The sequence below is a fragment of the Pseudomonas sp. TZ252 genome (assembly GCF_056110345.1).
In genome coordinates this window covers 1,170,990-1,192,822 of sequence record NZ_CM148566.1, presented here as the reverse complement: position 1 = coordinate 1,192,822, position 21,833 = coordinate 1,170,990, and the positions used below count along the sequence as shown (strand labels likewise).

Annotated in this window: 23 protein-coding genes; 12 read left to right on the top strand and 11 right to left on the bottom strand. The window is 65.1% G+C overall.

Features of this window, described 5'->3' with window-relative positions; all coding sequences use genetic code 11:
• Positions 1-9: 9 nt before the first annotated feature.
• Genes ACYAF3_RS05550 through tldD form a run of 3 tightly spaced genes read left to right on the top strand, consistent with a single transcriptional unit; the run spans position 10 to position 6,183 of the window.
• Positions 10-3,840 (top strand): YhdP family protein, encoded by a 3,831-nt coding sequence (locus ACYAF3_RS05550; protein ID WP_003112738.1) that lies wholly within the window; start codon positions 10-12, stop codon positions 3,838-3,840.
• Positions 3,841-3,889: 49 nt separating this feature from the next.
• Complete coding sequence (locus tag ACYAF3_RS05545) at positions 3,890-4,738, top strand: carbon-nitrogen hydrolase family protein (protein ID WP_003112739.1); 849 nt, start codon at positions 3,890-3,892, stop codon at positions 4,736-4,738.
• Positions 4,739-4,740: 2 nt separating this feature from the next.
• Entirely contained in the window at positions 4,741-6,183 is a 1,443-nt protein-coding gene (gene tldD / locus ACYAF3_RS05540; RefSeq protein WP_003098866.1) for a metalloprotease TldD, read from the top strand.
• A 30-nt stretch (positions 6,184-6,213) separates the two neighbouring features.
• On the opposite strand, the gene yjgA is transcribed toward tldD, so the two are convergent.
• Positions 6,214-6,738, bottom strand: a complete 525-nt coding sequence (yjgA, locus tag ACYAF3_RS05535) for a ribosome biogenesis factor YjgA (RefSeq protein WP_003094378.1) — start codon at positions 6,736-6,738, stop codon at positions 6,214-6,216.
• Between the two features lie 98 nt (positions 6,739-6,836).
• Here yjgA and pmbA point away from each other — a divergent pair, with 98 nt between their 5' ends.
• The 6 genes from pmbA (at position 6,837) to ACYAF3_RS05505 (ending at position 12,150) form a co-directional block, all read left to right on the top strand.
• Positions 6,837-8,186 (top strand): metalloprotease PmbA, encoded by a 1,350-nt coding sequence (gene pmbA, locus ACYAF3_RS05530; RefSeq protein ID WP_003110024.1) that lies wholly within the window; start codon positions 6,837-6,839, stop codon positions 8,184-8,186.
• A gap of 147 nt (positions 8,187-8,333) precedes the next feature.
• Complete coding sequence (locus ACYAF3_RS05525; protein ID WP_003094374.1) at positions 8,334-8,729, top strand: hypothetical protein; 396 nt, start codon at positions 8,334-8,336, stop codon at positions 8,727-8,729.
• Positions 8,722-10,098, top strand: a complete 1,377-nt coding sequence (fumC, locus tag ACYAF3_RS05520) for a class II fumarate hydratase FumC (RefSeq protein ID WP_003112741.1) — start codon at positions 8,722-8,724, stop codon at positions 10,096-10,098. The genes ACYAF3_RS05525 and fumC overlap by 8 nt, the downstream gene beginning before the upstream one ends.
• Before the next feature lie 27 nt (positions 10,099-10,125).
• The gene (locus tag ACYAF3_RS05515) at positions 10,126-10,575 is read left to right on the top strand and encodes a hypothetical protein (RefSeq protein ID WP_003094369.1); all 450 of its coding nucleotides are present in this window, start codon (positions 10,126-10,128) and stop codon (positions 10,573-10,575) included.
• 12 nt (positions 10,576-10,587) lie between these two features.
• Positions 10,588-11,199 carry a superoxide dismutase gene (locus ACYAF3_RS05510; RefSeq protein ID WP_003098862.1) on the top strand — a complete coding sequence of 204 codons (612 nt, stop codon included), beginning with the start codon at positions 10,588-10,590 and terminating at the stop codon, positions 11,197-11,199.
• An 18-nt stretch (positions 11,200-11,217) separates the two neighbouring features.
• The gene (locus ACYAF3_RS05505; RefSeq protein WP_003120918.1) at positions 11,218-12,150 is read left to right on the top strand and encodes a ZIP family metal transporter; all 933 of its coding nucleotides are present in this window, start codon (positions 11,218-11,220) and stop codon (positions 12,148-12,150) included.
• Positions 12,151-12,246: 96 nt separating this feature from the next.
• On the opposite strand, the gene ACYAF3_RS05500 is transcribed toward ACYAF3_RS05505, so the two are convergent.
• From ACYAF3_RS05500 to kdsD, 10 genes are all read right to left on the bottom strand, one after another.
• Positions 12,247-12,519: an HPr family phosphocarrier protein gene (locus ACYAF3_RS05500; protein ID WP_003094362.1), complete on the bottom strand. Its 273-nt coding sequence runs from the start codon at positions 12,517-12,519 to the stop codon at positions 12,247-12,249.
• A 29-nt stretch (positions 12,520-12,548) separates the two neighbouring features.
• Complete coding sequence (rapZ, locus tag ACYAF3_RS05495) at positions 12,549-13,409, bottom strand: RNase adapter RapZ (protein ID WP_003094361.1); 861 nt, start codon at positions 13,407-13,409, stop codon at positions 12,549-12,551.
• A 1-nt stretch (position 13,410) separates the two neighbouring features.
• Positions 13,411-13,875, bottom strand: a complete 465-nt coding sequence (ptsN, locus tag ACYAF3_RS05490) for a PTS IIA-like nitrogen regulatory protein PtsN (RefSeq protein WP_003098853.1) — start codon at positions 13,873-13,875, stop codon at positions 13,411-13,413.
• Between the two features lie 13 nt (positions 13,876-13,888).
• Positions 13,889-14,197 carry a ribosome hibernation-promoting factor, HPF/YfiA family gene (gene hpf / locus ACYAF3_RS05485; RefSeq protein WP_003094359.1) on the bottom strand — a complete coding sequence of 103 codons (309 nt, stop codon included), beginning with the start codon at positions 14,195-14,197 and terminating at the stop codon, positions 13,889-13,891.
• A 77-nt stretch (positions 14,198-14,274) separates the two neighbouring features.
• Entirely contained in the window at positions 14,275-15,768 is a 1,494-nt protein-coding gene (locus tag ACYAF3_RS05480; protein ID WP_003094357.1) for an RNA polymerase factor sigma-54, read from the bottom strand.
• A gap of 225 nt (positions 15,769-15,993) precedes the next feature.
• Positions 15,994-16,719 (bottom strand): LPS export ABC transporter ATP-binding protein, encoded by a 726-nt coding sequence (gene lptB, locus ACYAF3_RS05475; protein WP_003094355.1) that lies wholly within the window; start codon positions 16,717-16,719, stop codon positions 15,994-15,996.
• A complete protein-coding gene (lptA, locus tag ACYAF3_RS05470) occupies positions 16,719-17,246 on the bottom strand; it encodes a lipopolysaccharide transport periplasmic protein LptA (protein ID WP_003120916.1) in 528 nt (175 codons plus the stop codon). Before lptA ends, lptB begins: the two co-directional genes overlap by 1 nt.
• The gene (lptC, locus tag ACYAF3_RS05465) at positions 17,233-17,805 is read right to left on the bottom strand and encodes an LPS export ABC transporter periplasmic protein LptC (RefSeq protein WP_003094353.1); all 573 of its coding nucleotides are present in this window, start codon (positions 17,803-17,805) and stop codon (positions 17,233-17,235) included. Before lptC ends, lptA begins: the two co-directional genes overlap by 14 nt.
• 8 nt (positions 17,806-17,813) lie before the next feature.
• Positions 17,814-18,353, bottom strand: coding sequence for a KdsC family phosphatase (locus ACYAF3_RS05460; protein WP_003112742.1), 540 nt, complete (start codon positions 18,351-18,353; stop codon positions 17,814-17,816).
• On the bottom strand, positions 18,353-19,333 hold the full coding sequence (gene kdsD / locus ACYAF3_RS05455; RefSeq protein WP_003094347.1) for an arabinose-5-phosphate isomerase KdsD: 981 nt from the start codon (positions 19,331-19,333) through the stop codon (positions 18,353-18,355). The genes ACYAF3_RS05460 and kdsD overlap by 1 nt, the downstream gene beginning before the upstream one ends.
• 413 nt (positions 19,334-19,746) lie before the next feature.
• Between kdsD and ACYAF3_RS05450 the strand changes: the two genes are divergently transcribed.
• From ACYAF3_RS05450 to mlaD, 3 genes are read left to right on the top strand one after another with little or no spacing between them, the layout of a single operon-like run.
• Positions 19,747-20,556, top strand: coding sequence for an ATP-binding cassette domain-containing protein (locus ACYAF3_RS05450; protein WP_003094343.1), 810 nt, complete (start codon positions 19,747-19,749; stop codon positions 20,554-20,556).
• Complete coding sequence (gene mlaE, locus ACYAF3_RS05445; protein ID WP_003094341.1) at positions 20,556-21,353, top strand: lipid asymmetry maintenance ABC transporter permease subunit MlaE; 798 nt, start codon at positions 20,556-20,558, stop codon at positions 21,351-21,353. The genes ACYAF3_RS05450 and mlaE overlap by 1 nt, the downstream gene beginning before the upstream one ends.
• On the top strand, positions 21,354-21,827 hold the full coding sequence (mlaD, locus tag ACYAF3_RS05440; protein ID WP_003094339.1) for an outer membrane lipid asymmetry maintenance protein MlaD: 474 nt from the start codon (positions 21,354-21,356) through the stop codon (positions 21,825-21,827).
• Positions 21,828-21,833 lie beyond the last annotated feature (6 nt).

Genomic DNA, 21,833 nt, shown 5'->3' with positions numbered 1-21,833 from the left:
ATGGCTGAAATGGCGGATGTGGGAAGCCTCGGAACGCGACTGCTACGGATCGTCCTGGGTCTGTGCGCCCTGGTACTGGTGCTGCTGGCGCTGTACGTCAGCCTTGGCCGGCAACTGGTGCCGCTGGTGGCCGAATACCGCCAGCAGCTGGAGGACGAAGCTGGCAAGCAACTCGGCATACCGGTGCGGATTGCCGAGCTGACGGGCTCCTGGCGCGGCTTCGAGCCTCTGGTGGTAGCGCGCGACATTCAGGTCGGCGACGGCGAACAGAGTCTGCGCCTGGCGCGGGTGCGGCTGGCGCCGGACCTGCTCGGCAGCCTGCTGGCGCGCCAGGTGCGGATCGGCAGCCTGGAGCTGGAGGGACTCAAGCTGACCCTGCGCGAAGGTGAGGATGGCCAGTGGAGCCTGGATGGCCTGCCGCACAGCGACAAGCCCAGCGATCCCCGGAAACTCCTGCAATTCCTGCTGCAGACCCAACGCATCTCGCTGCTGGACAGTCAACTGGAGGTGGCGCCGCGGGGAAGCGCAGCGCTGTCGCTCAGCGCGGTCGGCGCGACCCTGCGCAGTTCATCGGTCGGTGGGCAGAGTCTCGATGCCCGCCTGCAACTGCCGGATGGCCAACCCCTGGCGCTGCACGCCGAAGGGCGGATCGACAGCGAGGACTGGCCGCGCAGCAGCGCCAGGTTCTATCTCAGCCTGCCGCAGAGCGACTGGGCGCAATGGTTGCCGGCCGGTCTGACCCAGGAATGGACGATCGTCCGGGCCAAGGCCGGCGGCGACTTCTGGTTCGACTGGCGCGACGGCAAGGCGCAACGGCTGGTGGCACGGCTGCTGGCGCCGCAGTTGAAGGCCTCGTATGCCGCGCGCAAGCCGGTGGAAATCAACGACCTGGGCATGAACCTGTTCTTCGATCGCGAAGCGCAGGGCTGGAAGGTTCGGGTCGGCGACCTGGCGGCGAATTTCGGCGAGCAGCGCTGGGGCGAGGTGGAGTTGCTGTTGCGTCGCGACCAGCAGAACAACGAGCCACACTGGAAGCTGCAGGCCGACCGCGTCGACCTGACGCCCCTGGTGCCGGCGATAGAAGCGCTGGCGCCGCTGCCGGACGCGGCGGCGGAGTGGGTGGCGGGCCTGAAGCCGAAGGGCATCCTGCACAACCTGAACGCCGATTTCTGGCCGCAGCGAGAGGTGCCCGAGCGGGTCAGCTACGCGACCAACCTGGAAAAGGTCGGTATCTCGGCGTTCCATGAGGTTCCGGCAGTGGAAAATGTCAGCGGCACCTTGACCGGCACCCTGGCCGGAGGCCAGCTCGACGCATCGGCGCAGGATTTCATGCTGCACCTGGCCAAGGTGTTTCCCGAGCCGTGGCGCTACCGCGAGGCTCGCACGCGGATGTTCTGGAGCCTGGACGACCGCGCCTTCACCCTCGGCAGCCACCTGATGCGGGTCGAGGGCGAGGAGGGCAGCCTGGCCGGCGACATGCTGATCCGCCTGATGCGCGATCCCGGCGCTGAAGACTACATGGACCTGCAGGTCGGCCTCAGCGACGGCGACGCGCGCTTCACCGCCAAGTACCTGCCGACCCAGTTGCCAGGAATGAACAAAAGCCTGGCGAACTGGTTGAAGACGGCGATCCGCAGTGGCCATGTCGAGCAGGGCTACTTCCAGTGGCAGGGCTCGCTGAACCGCGGCGCGGCGGCCGAAGCCCACGTCATGAACCTGTACTTCAAGGTTCGCGACGGCGAGCTGGCCTACCAGCCCGGCTGGCCCGCCCTGAGCAAAACGGTCGGCGAGGTGTTCGTCGAGGATTCCGGAGTCCGCGTGCTGGCCTCCAGCGGGAATCTGCTGAATTCCCGGGTCAGCGACGTCAAGGTCGACATTCCCCTCGGCCGTCCGGGACAGACGCCGCACCTGTATGTGGATGGGGCCGTCGACAGTAACCTGAAGGACGGCATCAAGCTGCTCCAGGAAGCGCCGATCCCGACCCGCAAGATCTTCGCCGGCTGGGAGGGCGATGGGCCCTTGCAGGGCCACCTGACGCTGGATATTCCGCTGGACCACGACGAGGCCGGCAAGACCGGGGTGGTCGTGGATTTCTCCACCGTGGGCGCGACCCTGAAGATGCCCAGTCCGAAGCTGGATATGAGCGAAGTGAAGGGCGACTTCCGTTTCGACCTGGCCAAGGGCCTGAGCGCCCCGGCGGTGCAGGCCCGGGTGCTGGGCAGCGAGGTACGCGGGCGGATCGTCGCCGAGGGGCGCGGCGATGCGCGCACGCGCTTGCTGCTCAACGGCCAGGTGGCGGTCAAGTCGCTGAGCGACTGGCTCGGCGCTGGCCAGCGTCCGTTGCCGGTCTCGGGACGCCTGCCGTTCCAGCTCAACCTGCTGCTGGATGGCAAGGACAGCCAATTGCAGATCGATTCGGATCTCAAGGGCGCCGTCGTCGACCTGCCGGCGCCGTTCGGCAAGACGGCCGCCCAGGCGCGGCCGACCCAATGGCGGATGACCCTGGATGGCGCCGAACGACGTTACTGGGCGCGTTACGACGGCCTCGCCAGCCTGGCCTATGCGGCCCCGGCGGACAAGCCGCTGAACGGACGCGGCGCCCTGCGCCTGGGCGGTGACCCGGCGTTGCTGCCCTCGGCACAGGGGCTGCGGGTGCGCGGGCGTCTGGCGGAACTGGACTGGGACGCCTGGCAGGCCACCCTGAAGCGCTACGGCAACGGCGACCAGGCCGCCAGTAGCGCTGCGGGCCTGCTGCGCGGCGCCGACCTGCGCATCGACAGCTTCAAGGGCTTCGGCCAGGAGCTGAAGAACCTGACCGTCGACCTGGCCCGCCAGGAGCGGGCCTGGCAACTGGTGCTGGTCAGCGACCTCGCATCGGGGCGCCTGGTCCTGCCGGATGCCAGGGGCGCGCCGATCGTGGTCGATCTGGACCGCCTGAACCTGCCGAAGTCGACCCTTCCCGACGAGAACAAGGTGGAGGACTCGGACCCGCTGGCCGCCGTCGATCCGCGCAGCCTGCCGGCGGTAGACGTGAAGATCGGCCAGGTCGCCCTCGGCGGCCAGCCGCTGGGCGCCTGGAGCCTGAAGGTACGGCCGGGCAGCAACGGCGTGGCGTTCAACGACCTGGACCTCGACCTGCGTGGCCTGCACGTCAACGGCAGCCTGCGTTGGGACGGCAGTCCGGGCAATACCCGCAGCACCTATCAGGGCCGGATCGAGGGCAAGAACCTGGCGGATGTGCTCAAGGCCTGGAATTTCGCGCCGAGTGCCACCAGCGAACGTTTCCGCATGGATATCAACGGCCAGTGGCCGGGATCGCCGGCCTACATGGCCCTGAAGCGCTTCAGCGGCAGCATGGATGCATCGCTGCGCAAGGGGCAGTTCGTCGAGGTCGAAGGCAGCGCCCAGGCGCTGCGAGTGTTTGGCCTGCTCAATTTCAACGCGATCAACCGCCGGCTGCGCCTGGATTTCTCGGACATCCTCGGCAAGGGACTGAGCTATGACCGGGTGAAGGGGGTTCTCTCCGCCACCGACGGCGTCTACGTCACCCGCGAGCCGCTGAAGCTGGAAGGACCGTCGAGCAACCTGGAGTTGAACGGTACCCTGGACCTGGCTCACGATCGGATCGACGCCAAGCTGCTGGTGACCTTGCCATTGACCAACAACCTGACCCTGGCGGCACTGATAGTTGGCGGTCCGGCGGTCGGCGGCGCGGTCTTCGTCGTCGACAAGCTGCTCGGCGACCGGGTCTCGCGCTTCGCCAGCGTGCAATACAGCGTCAAGGGCCCCTGGCAGGATCCGAAGATCAGCTTCGACAAGCCATTCGAGAAGCCCCGCTGAGCGGCGCCCGGTGCCGCGACGCGGCGCTTTCGTCCGCAAGGAGGAAACCATGTCCATTGCCGTGATCCAGATGGTCAGCCAGGACGACGTGACGGCCAACCTGGCTGCCGCCCGTCGCCTGCTGGAACAGGCCGCCGAGGGCGGGGCGCGGCTCGCCGTGCTACCGGAAAACTTCGCCGCCATGGGCCGGCGCGACCTGGCCGAACTGGGGCGCGCCGAGGCGCGGGGGAACGGGCCTATCCTGCCGTGGTTGAATTCCGCCGCTCGCGACCTCAGGTTGTGGATAGTCGCCGGAACGTTGCCGCTGCCGCCGGATGGGCAACCCGAGGCGAAGGCGAATGCCTGTTCGCTGCTGATCGACGAGCACGGAGAGCGGGTCGCCCGCTACGACAAGCTGCACCTGTTCGATGTGGATGTAGCCGATGCGCGGGGCCGCTATCGTGAATCCGACGACTATGCTTTCGGTCAGAAGATCGTGGTGGCGGATACGCCGGTCGGCCGCCTCGGCCTGACGGTCTGCTACGACCTGCGTTTTCCGGAGCTCTATACCGCCCTGCGCGAGGCCGGCGCGGAACTGATCACGGCGCCGTCGGCGTTCACCGCGGTGACCGGCGCGGCGCACTGGCAGGTACTGGTCCGCGCCCGTGCCATCGAGACCCAGTGCTACCTGCTGGCGGCCGGACAGGGTGGCGTTCACCCACGGGGCCGGGAGACGTTCGGCCATTCGGCCATCGTCGATCCCTGGGGCCGGGTCCTGGCCGAGCGGCCGCAGGGCGAAGCGGTGCTGCTGGCGGTGCGCGACGCCGCAGAACAGGCGGATATCCGCCGGCGCATGCCGGTGGTGGCGCACAGACGATTTTTCCCGCCGGCCGAACCGCGGCCGGCGCGTACGGAGTGAATATGAGCGAGTTGTTGTCATCCGTCAGCCAGCAATTGCTGGCCCCCGGTGGTCTGGAACTGGACAGCCTGCCCGGCATTCTTCATGAACTGAACGGCCCGGGCATCGATGCCGCCGACCTGTATTTCCAGAGTCAGGTCTCCGAGTCGTGGATGCTCGAGGACGGCATCGTCAAGGAAGGCAGCTTCAATCTCGACCAGGGTGTCGGGGTACGCGCGCAGTCGGGCGAGAAGACCGGCTTCGCCTATAGCAATGCGATCACCGCCGAGGCGTTGAAACAGGCCGCGGTGGCGGCCCGTTCGATTTCCCGTGCGGGACAGAACGGCAGCGTGCAGGCGTTCAAGGCCGTGGTGCCGGCTCGCCTGTACGCCGGCGAGAACCCGCTGGACGTGCTCAGCCGTGCCGAGAAGGTCGAGTTGCTGAAGCAGATCGACGCCGCTACCCGTGCGCTCGATCCCCGCATCCAGCAGGTCACGGTGAGCATGGCCGGCGTCTGGGAGCAGATCCTGGTAGCGGCCAGCGACGGTTCTCTGGCCGCCGACATTCGTCCGCTGGTGCGTTTCAACGTCAGCGTGATCGTCGAACAGAACGGCCGACGCGAACGCGGCGGCCACGGCGGCGGCGGTCGCACCGACTATCGCTATTTCCTCCAGGAGGATCGTGCCATGGGCTACGCCCGCGAGGCCCTGCGCCAGGCGCTGGTCAACCTCGAGGCGATTCCCGCGCCGGCCGGCACCCTGCCGGTGGTGATGGGCGCGGGTTGGTCCGGGGTCCTGCTCCACGAAGCGGTCGGCCACGGCCTGGAGGGCGACTTCAACCGCAAGGGCAGCTCCGCCTACAGCGGCCGGGTCGGCGAAAAGGTCGCCTCGAGCCTGTGCACCATCGTCGACGACGGCACCCTGGCCGGGCGTCGCGGCTCGCTGAGCGTGGATGACGAAGGCACGCCGAGCAACTGCAACGTGCTGATCGAGAACGGCGTGCTCAAGGGCTACATGCAGGACAAGCTCAACGCCCGACTGATGGGCGTGGCGCGCACCGGTAACGGCCGCCGCGAGTCCTACGCGCACCTGCCGATGCCACGCATGACCAACACCTACATGCTGGCCGGCGAGAGCGATCCGCAGGAAATCATCGCCTCGGTGGAGAAGGGTATCTACTGCGCCAACCTCGGCGGTGGCCAGGTCGATATCACCAGCGGCAAGTTCGTGTTCTCCACCAGCGAGGCCTACCTGATCGAGAACGGCAGGATCACCACCCCGGTGAAAGGCGCCACCCTGATCGGCAACGGTCCGGAAGCGATGAGCCGGGTGTCCATGGTCGGCAACGACCTGGCCCTGGACAGTGGCGTGGGAACCTGCGGGAAGGACGGTCAGTCGGTGCCGGTCGGCGTCGGCCAGCCGACCCTGAAGATCGATGCGATCACCGTCGGCGGCACCGGCGCCTGAGGCATGGCCCGGGCGCCGGCGCGGCGAAACCTAGCGCAGGCCGCGCTTGGTTTCGTCCAGTTCGCGGATGTACTTGAACACTTTGCGTGCGGCGGCCGGCGGTTTGTTGTGCGCGGCCTCGTGCTGGGCGTGGCGGACCAGGCCGCGCAGGTGCTGGCGATCGCACTCGGGGAACTCCCCGACGAAGGCGTCCAGCGCTGCGTCGCCGCCGGCGATCAACTGGTCGCGCCAACGTTCGAGGGCATGGAAACGTTCGTTGTACTGGCGGGTGGAGGAGTCCACCTGGTCGATGAGGGCGACGATGGCGTCCACGTCCTGGTCGCGCATCAGTTTGCCGATGTACTGGATATGCCGTTTGCGGGCGATGTGCGCCTTGTGCTTCGGCGCCTCGAGCAGCGCCTTGCGTAGCGGGTCGGTGAGCGGCAGGCGCTCCAGCAACTGCGGTTGCAGGGTGGTCAGGCGCTCGCCGAGGTCCTGCAGGGCATGCAGCTCGCGTTTGATCTGCGACTTGCTCTTCTCTTCGAATTGCGAGTCGTCGTCGTGAAATTCAGCCATGGTGGTGGTCCAGTGGAAAACGCCGCCATGATAACGAGTCAGGGGCCGCTTGTCCGGCCCGGCCGCGTGGGCGGCCACGTCAACAGGAGAGTCAACAGATGAGTCTACATGCCGCGGCAGTCGGTCCCTCCGTGCTTCCGGACCTTCGCGAGCAGGTCGAGCAGATCATCGCCGAGGCCCGCCGCCAGGGCGCCAGTGCCTGCGAAGTGGCGGTGTCGCTGGAGCAGGGCCTGTCCACCAGCGTGCGCCAGGGCGAGGTGGAAACCGTCGAGTTCAACCGTGACCAAGGTTTCGGCATCACCCTCTACGCAGGCCAGCGCAAGGGTTCGGCGAGCACCTCGGCGACCGGCGAGGCGGCCATCCGCGAGACGGTGGCGGCGGCGCTGGCGATCGCCCGCCATACCTCCGAGGACGAATGCGCCGGTCTCGCCGATGCCGCGTTGATGGCCCGCGAGTTGCCCGAGCTGGACCTCTATCATCCATGGAGCCTGAGTCCCGAGCAGGCCGTGGAACGTGCCCTGGCTTGCGAGGCAGCGGCGTTCGCCGCCGACAAGCGGGTGACCAAGGCCGACGGCACCACCCTGAATACCCACCAGGGCTGCCGGGTATACGGTAACAGCCACGGTTTCATCGGTGGTTACGCCAGCACCCGGCACAGCCTCAGCTGCGTGATGATCGCCGAGGGCGAAGGACAGATGCAGCGTGACTATTGGTATGACGTCAACCGCCGTGGCGAGGCCTTGGCCAGCGCCGAGTCGATCGGCCGGCGCGCCGCCGAGCGCGCCGCCAGCCGACTGGGCGCGCGGCCGGTGCAGACCGCCGAAGTGCCGGTGCTGTTCGCTCCGGAAATCGCTGTTGGCCTGTTCGGCCATTTCCTCGGGGCGATCTCAGGCGGCAGCCTGTATCGCAAGTCATCCTTCCTCGAAGGCGCGCTGGGCCAGCGCCTGTTTCCCGAGTGGCTGAGCATCGACGAGCGGCCGCACCTGGTCGGCGCGCTCGGCAGCGCCAGCTTCGATAGCGACGGCCTGGCCACCTACGCCAAGCCATTCGTCGAGAACGGCGAGCTGGTGTCCTATGTCCTGGGCACCTATTCCGGGCGCAAGCTCGGCCTGCCGAGCACGGCCAACGCCGGCGGCGTGCATAACCTGTTCGTCAGCCATGGCGACGAGGACCAGGCCGCTCTCATACGCCGGATGGGGCGTGGCCTGCTGGTCACCGAGTTGATGGGGCAGGGCGTCAACCTGGTGACCGGCGATTATTCCCGCGGCGCCGCCGGCTACTGGGTCGAGAACGGCGAGATCCAGTTCCCGGTCCAGGAAGTCACCATCGCCGCCAACCTGCGCGACCTGTTCCGCCGTATCGTCGCGGTCGGCAAGGACATCGAACGGCGCGGCAACCTGCATACCGGTTCTGTACTGGTCGAGTCGATGATGGTAGCCGGGCGCTGAGGCCGGGTTTCCCTCTGTAGAACGCCAGCGCTCGTCGCTGGCGTTTTCGTTTCCGCCTGTTCGATTGTCCGCCTCTATGGGGACCATGCTTGTCTTTTACCAAGAAGAAAACAATAATCAATCTCATTATCGTCTGGTGAGGTTGCCATGTCCTTCGAGGCGCACGACCCGCAAGCATTGGATCACTGGTACTGGCTGGGCACGCAGATCCGCTGCGCGCTCGATCCCGACGAACCGCGCCTGCTCGACCAGTACCTCGGCGAGGCGCGCTATCTCGCCGGTTGGGAAGGTGTGGCCGCCTGGCCGCTGTTCGAGAAAGCCTACAACCTCCTGCTCGATACCGGTCGCGATCCGATATTGCCCTGGCACTGGCGCAGCCTCTGCCTCGACTACGCCTACCGGCCCCTCTGCGAACTTCAGCGACTGACCACCAACGGCAGCCAGCGACGCCGGCTGCGCCAGCTCTCCGTACGAATGGCCAGGCAGGACCTGGCGCCGTCGATGAGCTTCGATCACCCGCAACAAGGAAACCAAGATGACTGACACCCGCATCGAACGCGACAGCATGGGCGAACTGGCGGTCCCGGCGACCGCCCTCTATGGCGCCCAGACCCAGCGCGCGGTGAACAACTTCCCGGTCAGCGGCCAGCGCATGCCCCAGGCCTTCGTCCGCGCCCTGCTGCTGGCCAAGGCCGCGGCGGCGCGGGCGAACGTCTCCCTGCAGCAATTGGATGCACCGATGGGCGAGGCGATCGCCGACACCTGCCTGCAACTGCTGCAGGAGGACTTCATGCAGCATTTCCCGGTGGATGTGTTCCAGACCGGCTCCGGCACCAGTTCCAACATGAACGCCAACGAAGTGGTGGCGACCCTGGCCAGTCGTCGCCTGGGCGGCAAGGTCAATCCGAACGACCATGTGAACTGCGGGCAGAGCAGCAACGACATCATTCCCTCGACCATCCACATCAGTGCCGCCCTCGAGATCAGCGAACGCCTGCTGCCGGCGCTGCGCCACCTGGAGCAGACTATCCAGAGCAAGGCCGGCGAAGTGCATGCCTATGTGAAGACCGGCCGCACCCACCTGATGGATGCGATGCCGGTACGCATGAGCCAGGTGCTCGGTGGCTGGGCGCAGCAGGTGCGACAGGCCGGCGTGCACATCGAGAGCGTACTTCCTGCCTTGCAGCAGTTGGCACAGGGCGGCACCGCGGTGGGCACCGGGATCAACGCCCATCCGCGGTTCGCCGAACGTTTCAGCCAGGAGCTGAACGACCTGACCGGGCTGGCGTTCCGCCCCGGCGACGACTTCTTCGCCCTGATCGGTTCGCAGGACACGGCGGTCGCTGCGTCCGGCCAGTTGAAGACCCTGGCCGTGACCCTGATGAAGCTGGCCAACGACCTGCGCTGGATGAACTCCGGGCCGCTTGCCGGGCTCGGCGAGATCGAGCTGGAAGCGCTGCAACCAGGCTCCTCGATCATGCCCGGCAAGGTCAACCCGGTGATCCCGGAGGCCACCGCGATGGTCGCCGCCCAGGTGATCGGCAATGACGCCGCCATTGCCGTCGCCGGCCAATCGGGCAACTTCGAACTGAACGTGATGCTGCCGCTGGTGGCCGACAACCTGTTGCACAGCATCCAGTTGCTGGCCAACGTCAGCCGGCTGCTGGCGGACAAGGCCATCGCCAGCTTCAAGGTCAACCAGGGCAAGCTCAGCGAGGCGTTGGCGCGCAACCCGATCCTGGTCACTGCGCTGAACCCGATCATCGGCTACCAGAAGGCTGCGGAAATCGCCAAGCAGGCCTATCGCGAGGGACGGCCGATCATCGATGTGGCGCTGGAAAACACCGATCTGGACCGTGCGCGCCTGGAGGTGTTGCTGGATCCGGAAAAACTCACGGCTGGCGGCCTCTGAGGCCGCCCCACCACTGGAGGTACCGCCATGCGTCATTGGCAACGAACGATCGAACAGGGCAACCGCTGTTTCGTCACCGGCGCATTGATCGATGCGCGTGAGCACTACCTCCATGCCCTGGCCCTGGCCCAGGTGCTGCTGGAACGCTGGGGCGACGCCGACGAGGCGGTGATGGCGTTCGTCATTTCCCATCACAACCTGGCCGACTTGCACCTGCAACTGGAGCAACCGGAGGAGACCGCAGAATACCTGTGCGCCTGCCACGAGCGCCTGTTGCGGGTCAGCGCCGACCAGAAGCTGCCGCTGGCCCTGCGCCAGGCGGCCCAGCATCACAGCCGGCGCACCTATGTCGAACTGCTGTCGTTCATCGGCGAACACGGTGCCTATCCGCGCACCGAGCGCCTGCTCAAGGGACCGCCGAACGCGGAGGTCCGACCCGAGTTCCTCGCTCCGCCCCCCTCACTTCGCTATCACTGACGGAGAGTTTCCATGCCCCACGCCTTGCCGCCCTTGCCTTACGCCTACGATGCCCTGGAACCGCACATCGATGCGCTGACCATGGAGATCCACCACAGCAAGCACCACCAGACCTATGTGAACAACCTGAACGCCGCGCTGGAAGGCACGCCCTATGCCGAGCAGCCGGTGGAAAGTCTGCTGCGGCAACTGGCTGGTCTGCCGGAGAAGCTGCGCACCCCGGTTGTCAACAATGGCGGTGGGCATGCCAACCACTCGCTGTTCTGGACCGTGATGTCGCCCCAGGGCGGTGGCCGTCCCGATGGCGACCTGGGGCGGGCCATCGATGAGCAGCTCGGGGGCTTCGAGGCGTTCAAGGATGCGTTCACCAAGGCTGCGCTGACCCGCTTCGGCAGCGGCTGGGCCTGGCTCAGCGTGACTCCCCAGGGCAGCTTGCTGGTGGAGAGCAGCGGCAACCAGGACAGCCCGCTGATGAACGGCAATACGCCGATCCTCGGCCTGGACGTATGGGAGCATGCCTATTACCTGAAGTACCAGAACCGCCGCCCGGAATACATCGGCGCTTTCTACAACGTGATCGACTGGCGGGAGGTCGCGCGTCGCTATGCGCAAGCCCTGGCCTAGTGTTACCCGTGATGCGAGATGGCTGGCCGGCAGCCTGGCGGTGCGGCGATGAAGGCGTTGCTCCATGGCATCGCCGAAGGTAACGGGCGGACGCTGCGCAACCTACTGGGCCTGCTGATCTTCATCGGCGGCGGCTACCTGCTCGGCCGCCACGCGCTGTTGCTGGCCGAACTCAACCTGCCGGCGCCCATCGTGCTGGCATTGAAAGGCGGCCTGCTCTGTGCCTTCGGTACCGCTCTCGGGGCGATGCCGGTGCTGGTGGTGAAGACCATGCCGGCGCGCCTGTCGGATGCGCTGCTGGGCTTCGGTGCCGGCGTGATGCTCTCGGCGACGGCCTTCTCGCTGATCATGCCGGCGCTATCCGCGGCCGGCGACCTCGGCTACTCGAAGTTCGGCGCGGGGTTCCTGGTCAGCTTCGGCCTGGCGGTCGGCGTGATGGGGCTGTTCATCCTCGGCCGGCTGATGCCGGACGTCCATCCCGGTTGCGAGGGCGCGCCACTGTCCGGTGGCATTCCCCCGCGCATCCTGCTGTTCGTCACGGCCATCGTCCTGCACAACATCCCCGAAGGCATGGCGGTTGGCGTGTCGGCCGGTGCCGGCCTGGACGAGGCCAACGGCCTCGCCCTGGGCATCGCTCTGCAGGATGTGCCGGAAGGTCTGGTGGTGGCGCTGGTGCTGGCCGGAGTCGGTATGTCGCGTTTCAAGGCGATGCTGGTCGGTGCCGCGTCGGGCCTGGTCGAGCCGCTGTTCGCGGTGCTCTGCGCCTGGCTGGTCGGCCTCTCCGCGCTGCTCCTGCCCTGGGGGCTGGCCGCCGCGGCGGGAGCGATGCTCTTCGTGGTCACCCACGAGATCATTCCCGAGTCCCACCGCCAGGGACATGCCGCCGAGGCTACGCTGGGCCTGGTGTTCGGTTTCTGCCTGATGATGGTGCTGGATACCGCGCTGGGCTAGGGGATTCATCCGACGCGCGCTGAATTGACGCCGGCCGCAATCGCCGGAAAGGAAAAGCCGCCAGTTGGCGGCTTTTTCGCTGTCGCTGGGAAGAGCCTACTCGCCCTCGTCGAACCTGTTGTTGATCAGTTCGACCAGCGCGTTCAACGCCTCGTCTTCCTGTTCGCCTTCGGTATGCAGGTGCAGGTTGGTGCCCTTGCCGGCAGCCAGCATCATCACGGCCATGATGCTCTTGCCGTCGACGCAGCTTTCAGGATTGCGGCCGACCCGGACCTGGCAAGGGTAGCGCCCCGCGACGCCGACGAACTTGGCGGCCGCGCGGGCGTGCAGACCGAGCTTGTTGATGATGGTGATCTCGAGGGCGGGCATCTTGGGGAGTCTGTCCTTCTTGTTATGGGCTAGCTGCTGAGATCGCGGTGGCGAATCTGCACGTTCTTCAGGGAATCCCTGAGTGCAGCGCCAATCCGCTCGGCGAGGTAGACCGAACGATGGTGCCCGCCGGTACAGCCTATCGCAACTGTTACATATGAGCGGTTACTGGCGGCGAAGCGCGGCAGCCATTTGTTCAGGTAGCCGACGATGTCCTGGTACATTTCCTCGACGTCCGGCTGGGCGGCCAGATACTCGCGGACTTCCGGCTCCAGCCCCGAATGATCGCGCAACTCGGGCTTCCAGTAGGGGTTCGGCAGGCAGCGCACATCGAACACCAGGTCGGCGTCGACTGGCATGCCGCGCTTGAAGCCAAAGGATTCGACGAGGAACGCGGTGCCGGGCTCCGGCTTGTTCAACAGGCGCAGTTTGATGGTGTCGCGCAGCTGATAGAGGTTGAGGCTGGTGGTGTCCAGCTTCAGGTCGGCGAGGTCGGCGATCGGTCCGAGCAATTGGCTCTCGTCGCCAATCGCCTCCGCCAGCGAACGGGTGTCGGTGGTCAGCGGGTGGCGCCGGCGGGTTTCCGAGAATCGTTTGAGCAGCGTCTCGTCGTCGGCGTCGAGATACAGCACATCGCAGTTGATGTGGTTGTCCCGCACTTCCTGCAACAGTTCGGGGAAGCGCTGCAACTGGCTGGGCAGGTTGCGGGCGTCGATCGACACCGCCACCTGTGGCTGCAGTAGCTCCGTGTGCAACAGGGCGCGCTGCGCCAGGTCGGGAAGCAGGCTGGCGGGAAGGTTGTCGATGCAATAGAAGCCGTTGTCTTCGAGGACGTTCAGGGCGGTGCTCTTGCCCGAGCCCGAGCGGCCACTGACGATGATCAGGCGCATGTCATTGCCCGTTCTGTACGTCTACCACGATCTGATAAAGCGCTTCGGCGGTGGGAGCGCTGCGCAGGCGGTCGCGTACGTCGGCACGGTCGAGCATGGCGGCGATCTGCCGGAGCAGTTCGAGATGTTCTTCGGTCGCGGCCTCCGGTACCAGCAGGACGAAGAGCAGGTCGACCGGCGCGCCGTCCAGCGCGTCGAAGTCCACGGGAGCATCCAGGTGCAGCACGGCGCTGATGGGGCTCTGGCAGCCAGACAGGCGGCAGTGCGGAATGGCGATGCCATTGCCGAAGCCGGTGGAACCGAGTTTTTCCCGGGCCACCAGGTTTTCGAAGATGGTCTGGGCGTCGAACTCCGGCAGCTCCCTGGCTACCAGGTTGGCGATTTGTTCGAGTACGCGTTTCTTGCTGCCGCCCGGCACGTTCACGAGGGAACGGCCGGGGGTCAGGATTTGCTCAAGTCGGATCATAGGGGAGGGGAGATCAGCGGGCGCCTACGCCTTGCTGCCGTTCGAGATACTTCTCTTTGTGTTTGATCAGTTGACGGTCGAGTTTGTCGATCAGCAGGTCGATGGCCGCGTACATGTCCTCATGTTCCGCATTGGCTACGATCTCGCCACCGGCGATGCGCAGGGTGGCTTCGATCTTCTGCTTCAGTTTCTCGACCTCCATGATCACCTGAACATTGGTGATCTTGTCGAAATGGCGCTCCAGACGGCTCAGTTTCTCGCCGACATAGTCGCGCAGGGCGTCGGTCACATCCAGTTGATGGCCACTGATGTTGACTTGCATACCGCGTTCTCCTTGTTGCCCGTGTGTAAGTGGCAGGTTAGCAACCTGCCTCCGGAACACCTTGGCGTGGATCAACGTCACACCAGTCGCTTGCGCTCGCTCGAAGGGGCTATGCCCAGGGATTCGCGGTATTTGGCGACGGTGCGGCGAGCCACTTGAATGCCCTGTGCCTCCAGTAAACCAGCGATCTTGCTGTCGCTCAATGGCTTTTTCGCATTTTCCGCGGCCACCAGTTTCTTGATGATCGCGCGGATCGCGGTGGACGAGCATTCCCCGCCTTCGGCGGTACTGACGTGACTTGAAAAGAAATATTTCAGCTCGAAAATGCCGCGCGGCGTATGCATGTATTTCTGCGTGGTGACCCGCGAAATGGTCGATTCGTGCATGCCCACCGCTTCGGCGATGTCGTGCAGGACCAGCGGCTTCATGGCTTCTTCGCCGTAGTCGAGGAAACCGCGCTGGTGCTCGACGATCTGGGTGGCGACCTTCATCAGCGTTTCGTTGCGGCTCTGCAGGCTCTTGATGAACCAGCGGGCTTCCTGCAACTGGTTGCGCATGAAGGTATTGTCGGCGCTGCTGTCGGCGCGGCGGACCATGCCGGCGTAGGTGGCGTTGACGCGCAGGCGTGGCATCGCCTCCTGGTTCAGCTCGACCAGCCAGCGCTCGTTGTCCTTGCGCACGATGACGTCGGGGACGATGTATTCGGCTTCGCTCGATTCGATCTGCGAACCGGGCCGGGGATGCAGGCACTGGATCAGCTCGATGACCTGGCGCAGTTCGTCTTCCTTGAGCTTCATGCGCCGCATCAATTGGCTGTAGTCGCGGCCGCCGAGCAGGTCGAGGTAGTCGGATACCAGGCGCAGCGCTTCGTTCAGCCAGGGCGTGGTGGACGGCAACTGGCGCAGTTGCAGCAGCAGGCACTCGCGCAGGTTGCGGGCGCCGATGCCGGCGGGTTCCAGTTGCTGGATGCGGCGCAGCACGACTTCCACTTCGTCGAGCTCGACGTCCAGTTCCGGATCGATGGCGGCGAGGATTTCTTCGAGGGACTCTTCGAGGTAGCCATCGTTGTTGATGCTATCGATGATGGTCACCGCGATCATCCGATCGGTGTCCGACATCGGTGCCAGGTTGACCTGCCAGAGCAGGTGGCTGTGCAGGCTCTCGCCGCTGCTGGTGCGCGCGGTGAAGTCCCACTCGTCATCGTCGTTGCTGGGCAGGCTGCTGGCGCTGGTCTGGTAGATGTCTTCCCAGGCGGTATCCACCGGCAACTCGCTGGGTATGCGTTCGCTCCACTGGTCGTCGTCGAGGCTTTCGACGCTGGGCGTGGCGCTTTCCTGGAGAGGGCTCTCCTGGGGCGCGCTGGCCGCCTGTTCGGCGCCATCGGCGAGAGGGTCGCTGTTGTCGAAATCGTCGCCGTCTTCCTGGCGTTCGAGCATGGGATTGGATTCCAGCGCTTCCTGGATTTCCTGCTGGAGGTCCAGGGTGGATAGCTGGAGGAGGCGTATGGCCTGTTGCAGCTGCGGCGTCATCGTCAGCTGCTGGCCCATCTTGAGGACTAGCGATGGTTTCATGGCTGAGGGCTTAGTACCTTATTCGCTGGTACCGGATGGCACCATCCACTACTACGGGTGCCGAGGTGGCGGCACCGCCAGGAAGCAAATTATATGCCTGAATTTTCGTACTTTGCCTAGGGTTGCTCTGAATAAATCATCCGCTCCAGGCGGCACTCGTGGTTGCGAAACCGCGGGCGAGCGGAACCGCTCCGGCGAGGCCGGAGGGCGCGCTAGGAGATTTCTTCAGAGGCGGAACTCGTGCCCCAGGTAGACTTCCTTGACCAGGTCGTTGGCGAGGATGCTCTCGGCATCCCCTTCCGCGATCAACTGCCCATCATTGACGATATACGCCGTTTCACAGATGTCCAGGGTCTCGCGGACGTTGTGGTCGGTGATGAGGATGCCGATACCCTTCGCCTTGAGGTGATGGATGATCTGCTTGATGTCGCCGACCGAGATCGGGTCCACGCCGGCGAAGGGCTCGTCGAGGAGGATGAATTTCGGCGCGCTGGCCAGGGCGCGGGCGATTTCCACCCGGCGTCGTTCGCCGCCGGACAGGCTCATGCCGAGGTTGTCGCGGATGTGGTGGATGTGGAATTCCTGCAGCAGGCCTTCCAGGGCTTCCTTGCGACCGTTGCGATCGAGGTCGCTGCGGGTCTCGAGGATCGCCATGATGTTGTCGGATACCGACAGCTTGCGGAAGATCGAGGCTTCCTGCGGCAGGTAGCCGATGCCGGCCCGGGCGCGCCCGTGCATCGGCAGGTGGGTGACGTTCTGCTCGTCGATGCGGACCACGCCCTGGTCGGCCTGGACCAGGCCGACGATCATGTAGAAGCAGGTGGTCTTGCCGGCACCGTTCGGACCGAGCAGGCCGACGATCTGCCCGCTATCGATGGACATGCTGACGTCGCGGACGACTTGCCGGCCTTTATAGCTTTTGGCCAGGTGCTGGGCTTTGAGCGTTGCCATTACTGGGCCTTTTTCTTCGGCTGGATGACCATGTCGATGCGCGGGCGCGGGCTGGTCACCTGGGAGCCGGTGGCACGACCCGCGTTGACGATCTGGCGCTGGGTGTCGTAGACGATCTTCTCGCCTTCGAAGGTGTTGCCTTCCTGGATCACCTTGGCCTGGTCGATCAGCACGACCCGGTTCTGCGTGACGAAGTACTGGATGGTCAGGCCATAGGCCTTGGTCACGTCCTTGTCCGGAGCGGGTTTCTGCTCGTAGTAGGCAGGCTTGCCGACTGAGGTCACGACCTCGATGTCGCCGTTCTTGTCCTGCTTCAGGGTCACGGTGTTGCCGGTCAGCTTGGTGCTGCCCTGGGTCACCACGACGTCGCCGCGGTAGACCGCGACGCCCTGCTTGTCGTCCAGTTCGGCGCTGTCGGCCTGGACGCGGATCGGTTGTTCGCGGTCCGAAGGCAGGGCCAAGGCCATGGAGCTGCCGAGGGCGGCAGTCAGACCGAAAATAAGGGGGAGGGTATTAACGAACCTCATGCTGACCTCTTACGTTGGACAGCAGGTGCATCCGGCTGTCTTTCAGATACGCTTTCATTCCAACAGCCGTCGTCACTCCATTGGCCGCGTCGATTTTAACGGCTTGCTCGGTCTGTGCATAATTCTTGTCGGGGAATACGGTCAGCCGAGTGGTGGTCAGGATGCTTGGTTGGCCCTTGGCATCGGTACGTGCGACGCGCACGTCGTCGATGAGTTCGACCTCCTTGCCTTTCGGTCCGACTTCGGCGCGGGCGCTCTGGATGTGCCAGGGTTGCACGTTGCCACGGAAGAGCAGCAGGTCGGGGGTGGTGACGAAAGTGATGTCCGTGGCTTTCTGGTGCTCCAGCTTCACCGCGGTCATCTCGTAGTCGAGGCTGCCGTCCTCCTGGTACTGGAGGCTATGGGCATTCTCGGCATAGTAGTCGATGGTATTGTCCTGGCCGGGACGGGTCGGCTGTTCGTTGAACAGCTCGAGCCCGACGTTCCAGTAGTAGCCCGCGACGATCAGCAACAGGGCGATCAGGGCGAGCAGCAGTTTCTGGCGTAGTGTCTTCGGCATGGTCGGCTCTACAGATAGGCGCTCTGGGCGGCTTCGAGCGTACCCTGGGCGCGCATGATCAGTTCGCAGAACTCGCGGGCGGCGCCTTCGCCGCCGCGGGCCGCGGTGACGCCATGGGCATGCTGGCGCACGAACGGGTCGGCACTGGCTACCGCCATGCCCAGGCCGACGCGGCGGATCACCGGCAGATCGGGCAGGTCGTCGCCAAGGTAGGCGACTTGCTCATAGCCTAGTCCGAGTTCGCCGAGAAGTTCGTCGAGGACGGCGAGCTTGTCTTCCCGGCCCTGATAGAGATGCTGGATGCCCAGGTTGCGCGCGCGCCGTTCGACCACCGGAGTGTCGCGGCCGGTGATGATGGCGGTGCGCACGCCGGAGGCGATGAGCATCTTGATGCCATGTCCGTCCAGGGTGTTGAAGGTCTTGAACTCGCTGCCGTCGACGAGGAAATACAGCTTGCCGTCGGTCAGCACGCCGTCGACGTCGAAAATCGCCAGGCGTATCCGGCTGGCCCGGACCGGGAGTTCCGCGGCCGAATGGGTATCGCTCATTACATCACTCCTGCGCGCAACAGGTCGTGCATGTTCAGGGCGCCGACCGGACGGTCGTCCGCGTCGACCACCACCAGTGCGCCGATCTTGTTGTCTTCCATGATCTTCAGGGCTTCCGCGGCGAGGATCTCGGCGCGGACGGTCTTGCCGTGGACGGTCATCACCTGGTCGATGGTGACCTGGCGGACGTCGATGCCCCGATCCAGGGCGCGACGCAGGTCGCCATCGGTGAAAATGCCGGCAAGCTTGCCATGTTCGTCGAGCACTACGGTCATGCCCAGGCCCTTGCGGGTCATTTCCATCAGCGCGCCGGTCAGCGAGGTGCCGAGCAGCACCTGCGGCAGCCCTTCGCCAACGTGCATGACGTCTTCCACCTTCAGCAGCAGTCGGCGGCCCAGCGCACCGCCCGGGTGCGAGAAGGCGAAGTCTTCCGCGGTAAAGCCGCGGGCTTCGAGCAGGGCGATCGCCAGGGCGTCGCCGAGGACCAGGGTTACGGTGGTGGAGGAGGTCGGGGCCAGGTTCAGTGGGCAGGCTTCCTGGCCGACACTGGCGTCCAGGTTCACTTCCGCAGCCTTGGCCAGGGGCGACTCGGGGTTACCGGTCATGCTGATCAGGGTGATGCCCAGGCGCTTGATCAGAGGCAACAGGGTGACGATTTCGGCAGTCGAGCCGGAGTTGGACAGGGCGAGGACCACGTCGTCCTTGGTGATCATGCCCATGTCGCCATGGCTGGCCTCGGCCGGATGCACGAAGAAGGAGGGGGTGCCGGTGCTGGCCAGGGTAGCGGCGATCTTCTTGCCGATGTGACCGGACTTGCCCATGCCGACGACGACGACCCGGCCCTTGCCGGCCAGCAGCAGTTCGCAGGCCTTGACGAAATCGTCGCCAATCCGCGCCAGCAGGCTGTCTACCGCGTCGCGCTCGAGGCCGATGGTGCGCTGGGCGGAATGGATGAAATCGAGGTTCTGGCTCATGTTCAACGAATGTGGCGCCTGGATTAAAGGCGGGATTATAACGGGAAAGCGTGCCCCGCTTACACCAGCCATGCTGTGAAGTCGGTCCGCATCCCCCGCGGCGCAATGTTGTATGGACTGCAATGCTCTGTTACGCCGCCGTTATCTGCACTCCGCGCTATGACTGCATAAATGTCGATATATTCGACGTCGACGCGATTTTTTTCTGTCCGTAGTGAACCTGAAGTGTGCGATATGTCCTAAAGGGCTGAGAGAACGCTCCGAACAAGCTGAATCCAAGCTGAACGGCACGGTGCCAGGCCTTGGGCCAGAACCCGCCGCAGTGCTATAGTCCGCGCCCATTCGACCCCTCCGGGATGCGTGCCTTTGCAACGGGGCAAGGCGTCCAGCATGGACGGGTCGCATCGCAAGGAGTCCTGATGAGCACCGATAGTGCCTACGCGGTCGAGTTGAAGGGCCTGACCTTCAAGCGCGGATCGCGGGCGATTTTCGACAACATCGATGTGCGTATCCCGCGCGGAAAGGTGACCGGCATCATGGGCCCGTCCGGTTGCGGCAAGACCACGTTGCTGCGGCTGATCGCCTCCCAGTTGCGTCCTTCGAAGGGGGAGGTCTGGGTCAACGGGCAGAACCTGCCGCAGCTTTCGCGCGGCGACCTGTTCGACATGCGCAAGCAGTTCGGTGTGCTGTTCCAGAGCGGGGCGCTGTTCACCGATCTCGACGTCTTCGAGAACGTCGCGTTTCCGCTGCGCGTGCATACCCAGCTGCCGGAAGAGATGATCCGCGACATCGTCCTGATGAAGCTTCAGGCCGTCGGCCTGCGCGGCGCCGTGGAACTGATGCCGGACGAGCTTTCCGGCGGCATGAAGCGCCGCGTCGCCCTGGCCCGGGCGATCGCCCTGGACCCGCAGATCCTGCTCTACGACGAGCCGTTCGTGGGGCAGGATCCGATCGCCATGGGCGTCTTGGTGCGCCTGATCCGCCTGCTCAACGATGCCCTCGGCATCACCAGCATCGTGGTTTCCCATGACCTGGCCGAGACCGCCAGCATCGCCGACTACATCTATATCGTCGGCGACGGCCGGGTACTTGGCCACGGGACGCCGGACGTCCTCAAGGAAACCGACGATCCTCGTATCCGCCAGTTCGTCAAGGGAATCCCGGATGGTCCCGTTCCGTTCCATTATCCGGCCCGCGACTACCGGGCCGACCTGCTGGGAGAGCGCTGATGCGTAGAGTCTCTCCCCTCGAACGTATCCGCCTGTTCGGCCGCGCCGGCCTGGACGTGGTCGCCGCGCTCGGCCGCTCGACCCTGTTCCTCGGCCACGCCCTGCTCGGCCGGCGCACGCCAGGCACCGGTTTGCACCTGCTGGTGAAGCAACTCTACTCGGTAGGCGTGCTGTCGCTGGCGATCATCGTCGTCTCGGGCCTGTTCATTGGCATGGTGCTGGCCCTGCAGGGCTACAACATCCTGATTTCCTATGGTTCCGAGCAGGCGGTCGGGCAGATGGTGGCCCTGACCCTGCTGCGCGAACTGGGGCCGGTGGTGACCGGCCTGCTGTTCGCCGGCCGTGCCGGCTCTGCGCTTACCGCGGAAATCGGCAACATGAAGGCCACCGAACAGCTTTCCAGCCTGGAAATGATCGGTGTCGACCCGCTCAAGTACATCGTCGCGCCGCGCCTGTGGGCCGGTTTCATCTCCATGCCGCTGCTCGCCGCGATCTTCAGCGTGGTCGGCATCTGGGGTGGGGCGATGGTCGCGGTCGACTGGCTGGGCGTATACGAGGGGTCGTTCTGGGCGAACATGCAGAACAGCGTGCAGTTCACCGAGGATGTGCTCAACGGCGTGATCAAAAGTATCGTATTCGCCTTCGTGGTGACCTGGATCGCGGTCTACCAAGGCTACGACTGCGAGCCGACCTCGGAAGGAATCAGCCGGGCGACGACCCGGACCGTGGTCTATGCCTCCCTGGCGGTGCTGGGGCTCGACTTCATTCTGACTGCTTTGATGTTTGGAGATTTCTGAATGCAAACCCGCACCCTGGAAATCGGTGTCGGCCTGTTCCTCCTGGCCGGCCTGCTGGCCCTGTTGCTGCTGGCCCTGCGGGTCAGCGGCCTGAGCGTGGGCAACGCCGGCGATACCTACAAGGTCTACGCCTACTTCGACAACATCGCCGGTGTTACCGTGCGCGGCAAGGTCACCCTGGCCGGCGTGACGATCGGCAAGGTGACGGCGGTCGACCTGGATCGCGACAGCTACACTGGTCGCGTGACCATGGAGATCAACCAGAACGTGAACAACCTGCCGGTCGATTCCACGGCGTCGATCCTGACCGCCGGCCTGCTGGGCGAGAAATACATCGGCATCAGCGTCGGCGGCGACGAGGACGTTCTGAAGGACGGCAGCACCATCCACGACACCCAGTCGGCGCTGGTGCTGGAAGACCTGATCGGCAAGTTCCTGCTGAACTCGGTTAACAAAGACGAAGCCAAAAAGTGAGGTTTT

Bases quoted from the DNA above. Each gene is read 5' to 3' on its own strand.
- ACYAF3_RS05550 (WP_003112738.1), top strand. From the start codon at position 10: ATGGCGGATGTGGGAAGCCTCGGAACGCGACTGCTACGGATCGTCCTG.
- ACYAF3_RS05545 (WP_003112739.1), top strand. From the start codon at position 3,890: ATGTCCATTGCCGTGATCCAGATGGTCAGCCAGGACGACGTGACGGCC.
- tldD (WP_003098866.1), top strand. From the start codon at position 4,741: ATGAGCGAGTTGTTGTCATCCGTCAGCCAGCAATTGCTGGCCCCCGGT.
- yjgA (WP_003094378.1), bottom strand. From the start codon at position 6,738: ATGGCTGAATTTCACGACGACGACTCGCAATTCGAAGAGAAGAGCAAG.
- pmbA (WP_003110024.1), top strand. From the start codon at position 6,837: ATGAGTCTACATGCCGCGGCAGTCGGTCCCTCCGTGCTTCCGGACCTT.
- ACYAF3_RS05525 (WP_003094374.1), top strand. From the start codon at position 8,334: ATGTCCTTCGAGGCGCACGACCCGCAAGCATTGGATCACTGGTACTGG.
- fumC (WP_003112741.1), top strand. From the start codon at position 8,722: ATGACTGACACCCGCATCGAACGCGACAGCATGGGCGAACTGGCGGTC.
- ACYAF3_RS05515 (WP_003094369.1), top strand. From the start codon at position 10,126: ATGCGTCATTGGCAACGAACGATCGAACAGGGCAACCGCTGTTTCGTC.
- ACYAF3_RS05510 (WP_003098862.1), top strand. From the start codon at position 10,588: ATGCCCCACGCCTTGCCGCCCTTGCCTTACGCCTACGATGCCCTGGAA.
- ACYAF3_RS05505 (WP_003120918.1), top strand. From the start codon at position 11,218: ATGGCTGGCCGGCAGCCTGGCGGTGCGGCGATGAAGGCGTTGCTCCAT.
- ACYAF3_RS05500 (WP_003094362.1), bottom strand. From the start codon at position 12,519: ATGCCCGCCCTCGAGATCACCATCATCAACAAGCTCGGTCTGCACGCC.
- rapZ (WP_003094361.1), bottom strand. From the start codon at position 13,409: ATGCGCCTGATCATCGTCAGTGGCCGCTCGGGCTCGGGCAAGAGCACC.
- ptsN (WP_003098853.1), bottom strand. From the start codon at position 13,875: ATGATCCGACTTGAGCAAATCCTGACCCCCGGCCGTTCCCTCGTGAAC.
- hpf (WP_003094359.1), bottom strand. From the start codon at position 14,197: ATGCAAGTCAACATCAGTGGCCATCAACTGGATGTGACCGACGCCCTG.
- ACYAF3_RS05480 (WP_003094357.1), bottom strand. From the start codon at position 15,768: ATGAAACCATCGCTAGTCCTCAAGATGGGCCAGCAGCTGACGATGACG.
- lptB (WP_003094355.1), bottom strand. From the start codon at position 16,719: ATGGCAACGCTCAAAGCCCAGCACCTGGCCAAAAGCTATAAAGGCCGG.
- lptA (WP_003120916.1), bottom strand. From the start codon at position 17,246: ATGAGGTTCGTTAATACCCTCCCCCTTATTTTCGGTCTGACTGCCGCC.
- lptC (WP_003094353.1), bottom strand. From the start codon at position 17,805: ATGCCGAAGACACTACGCCAGAAACTGCTGCTCGCCCTGATCGCCCTG.
- ACYAF3_RS05460 (WP_003112742.1), bottom strand. From the start codon at position 18,353: ATGAGCGATACCCATTCGGCCGCGGAACTCCCGGTCCGGGCCAGCCGG.
- ACYAF3_RS05450 (WP_003094343.1), top strand. From the start codon at position 19,747: ATGAGCACCGATAGTGCCTACGCGGTCGAGTTGAAGGGCCTGACCTTC.
- mlaE (WP_003094341.1), top strand. From the start codon at position 20,556: ATGCGTAGAGTCTCTCCCCTCGAACGTATCCGCCTGTTCGGCCGCGCC.
- mlaD (WP_003094339.1), top strand. From the start codon at position 21,354: ATGCAAACCCGCACCCTGGAAATCGGTGTCGGCCTGTTCCTCCTGGCC.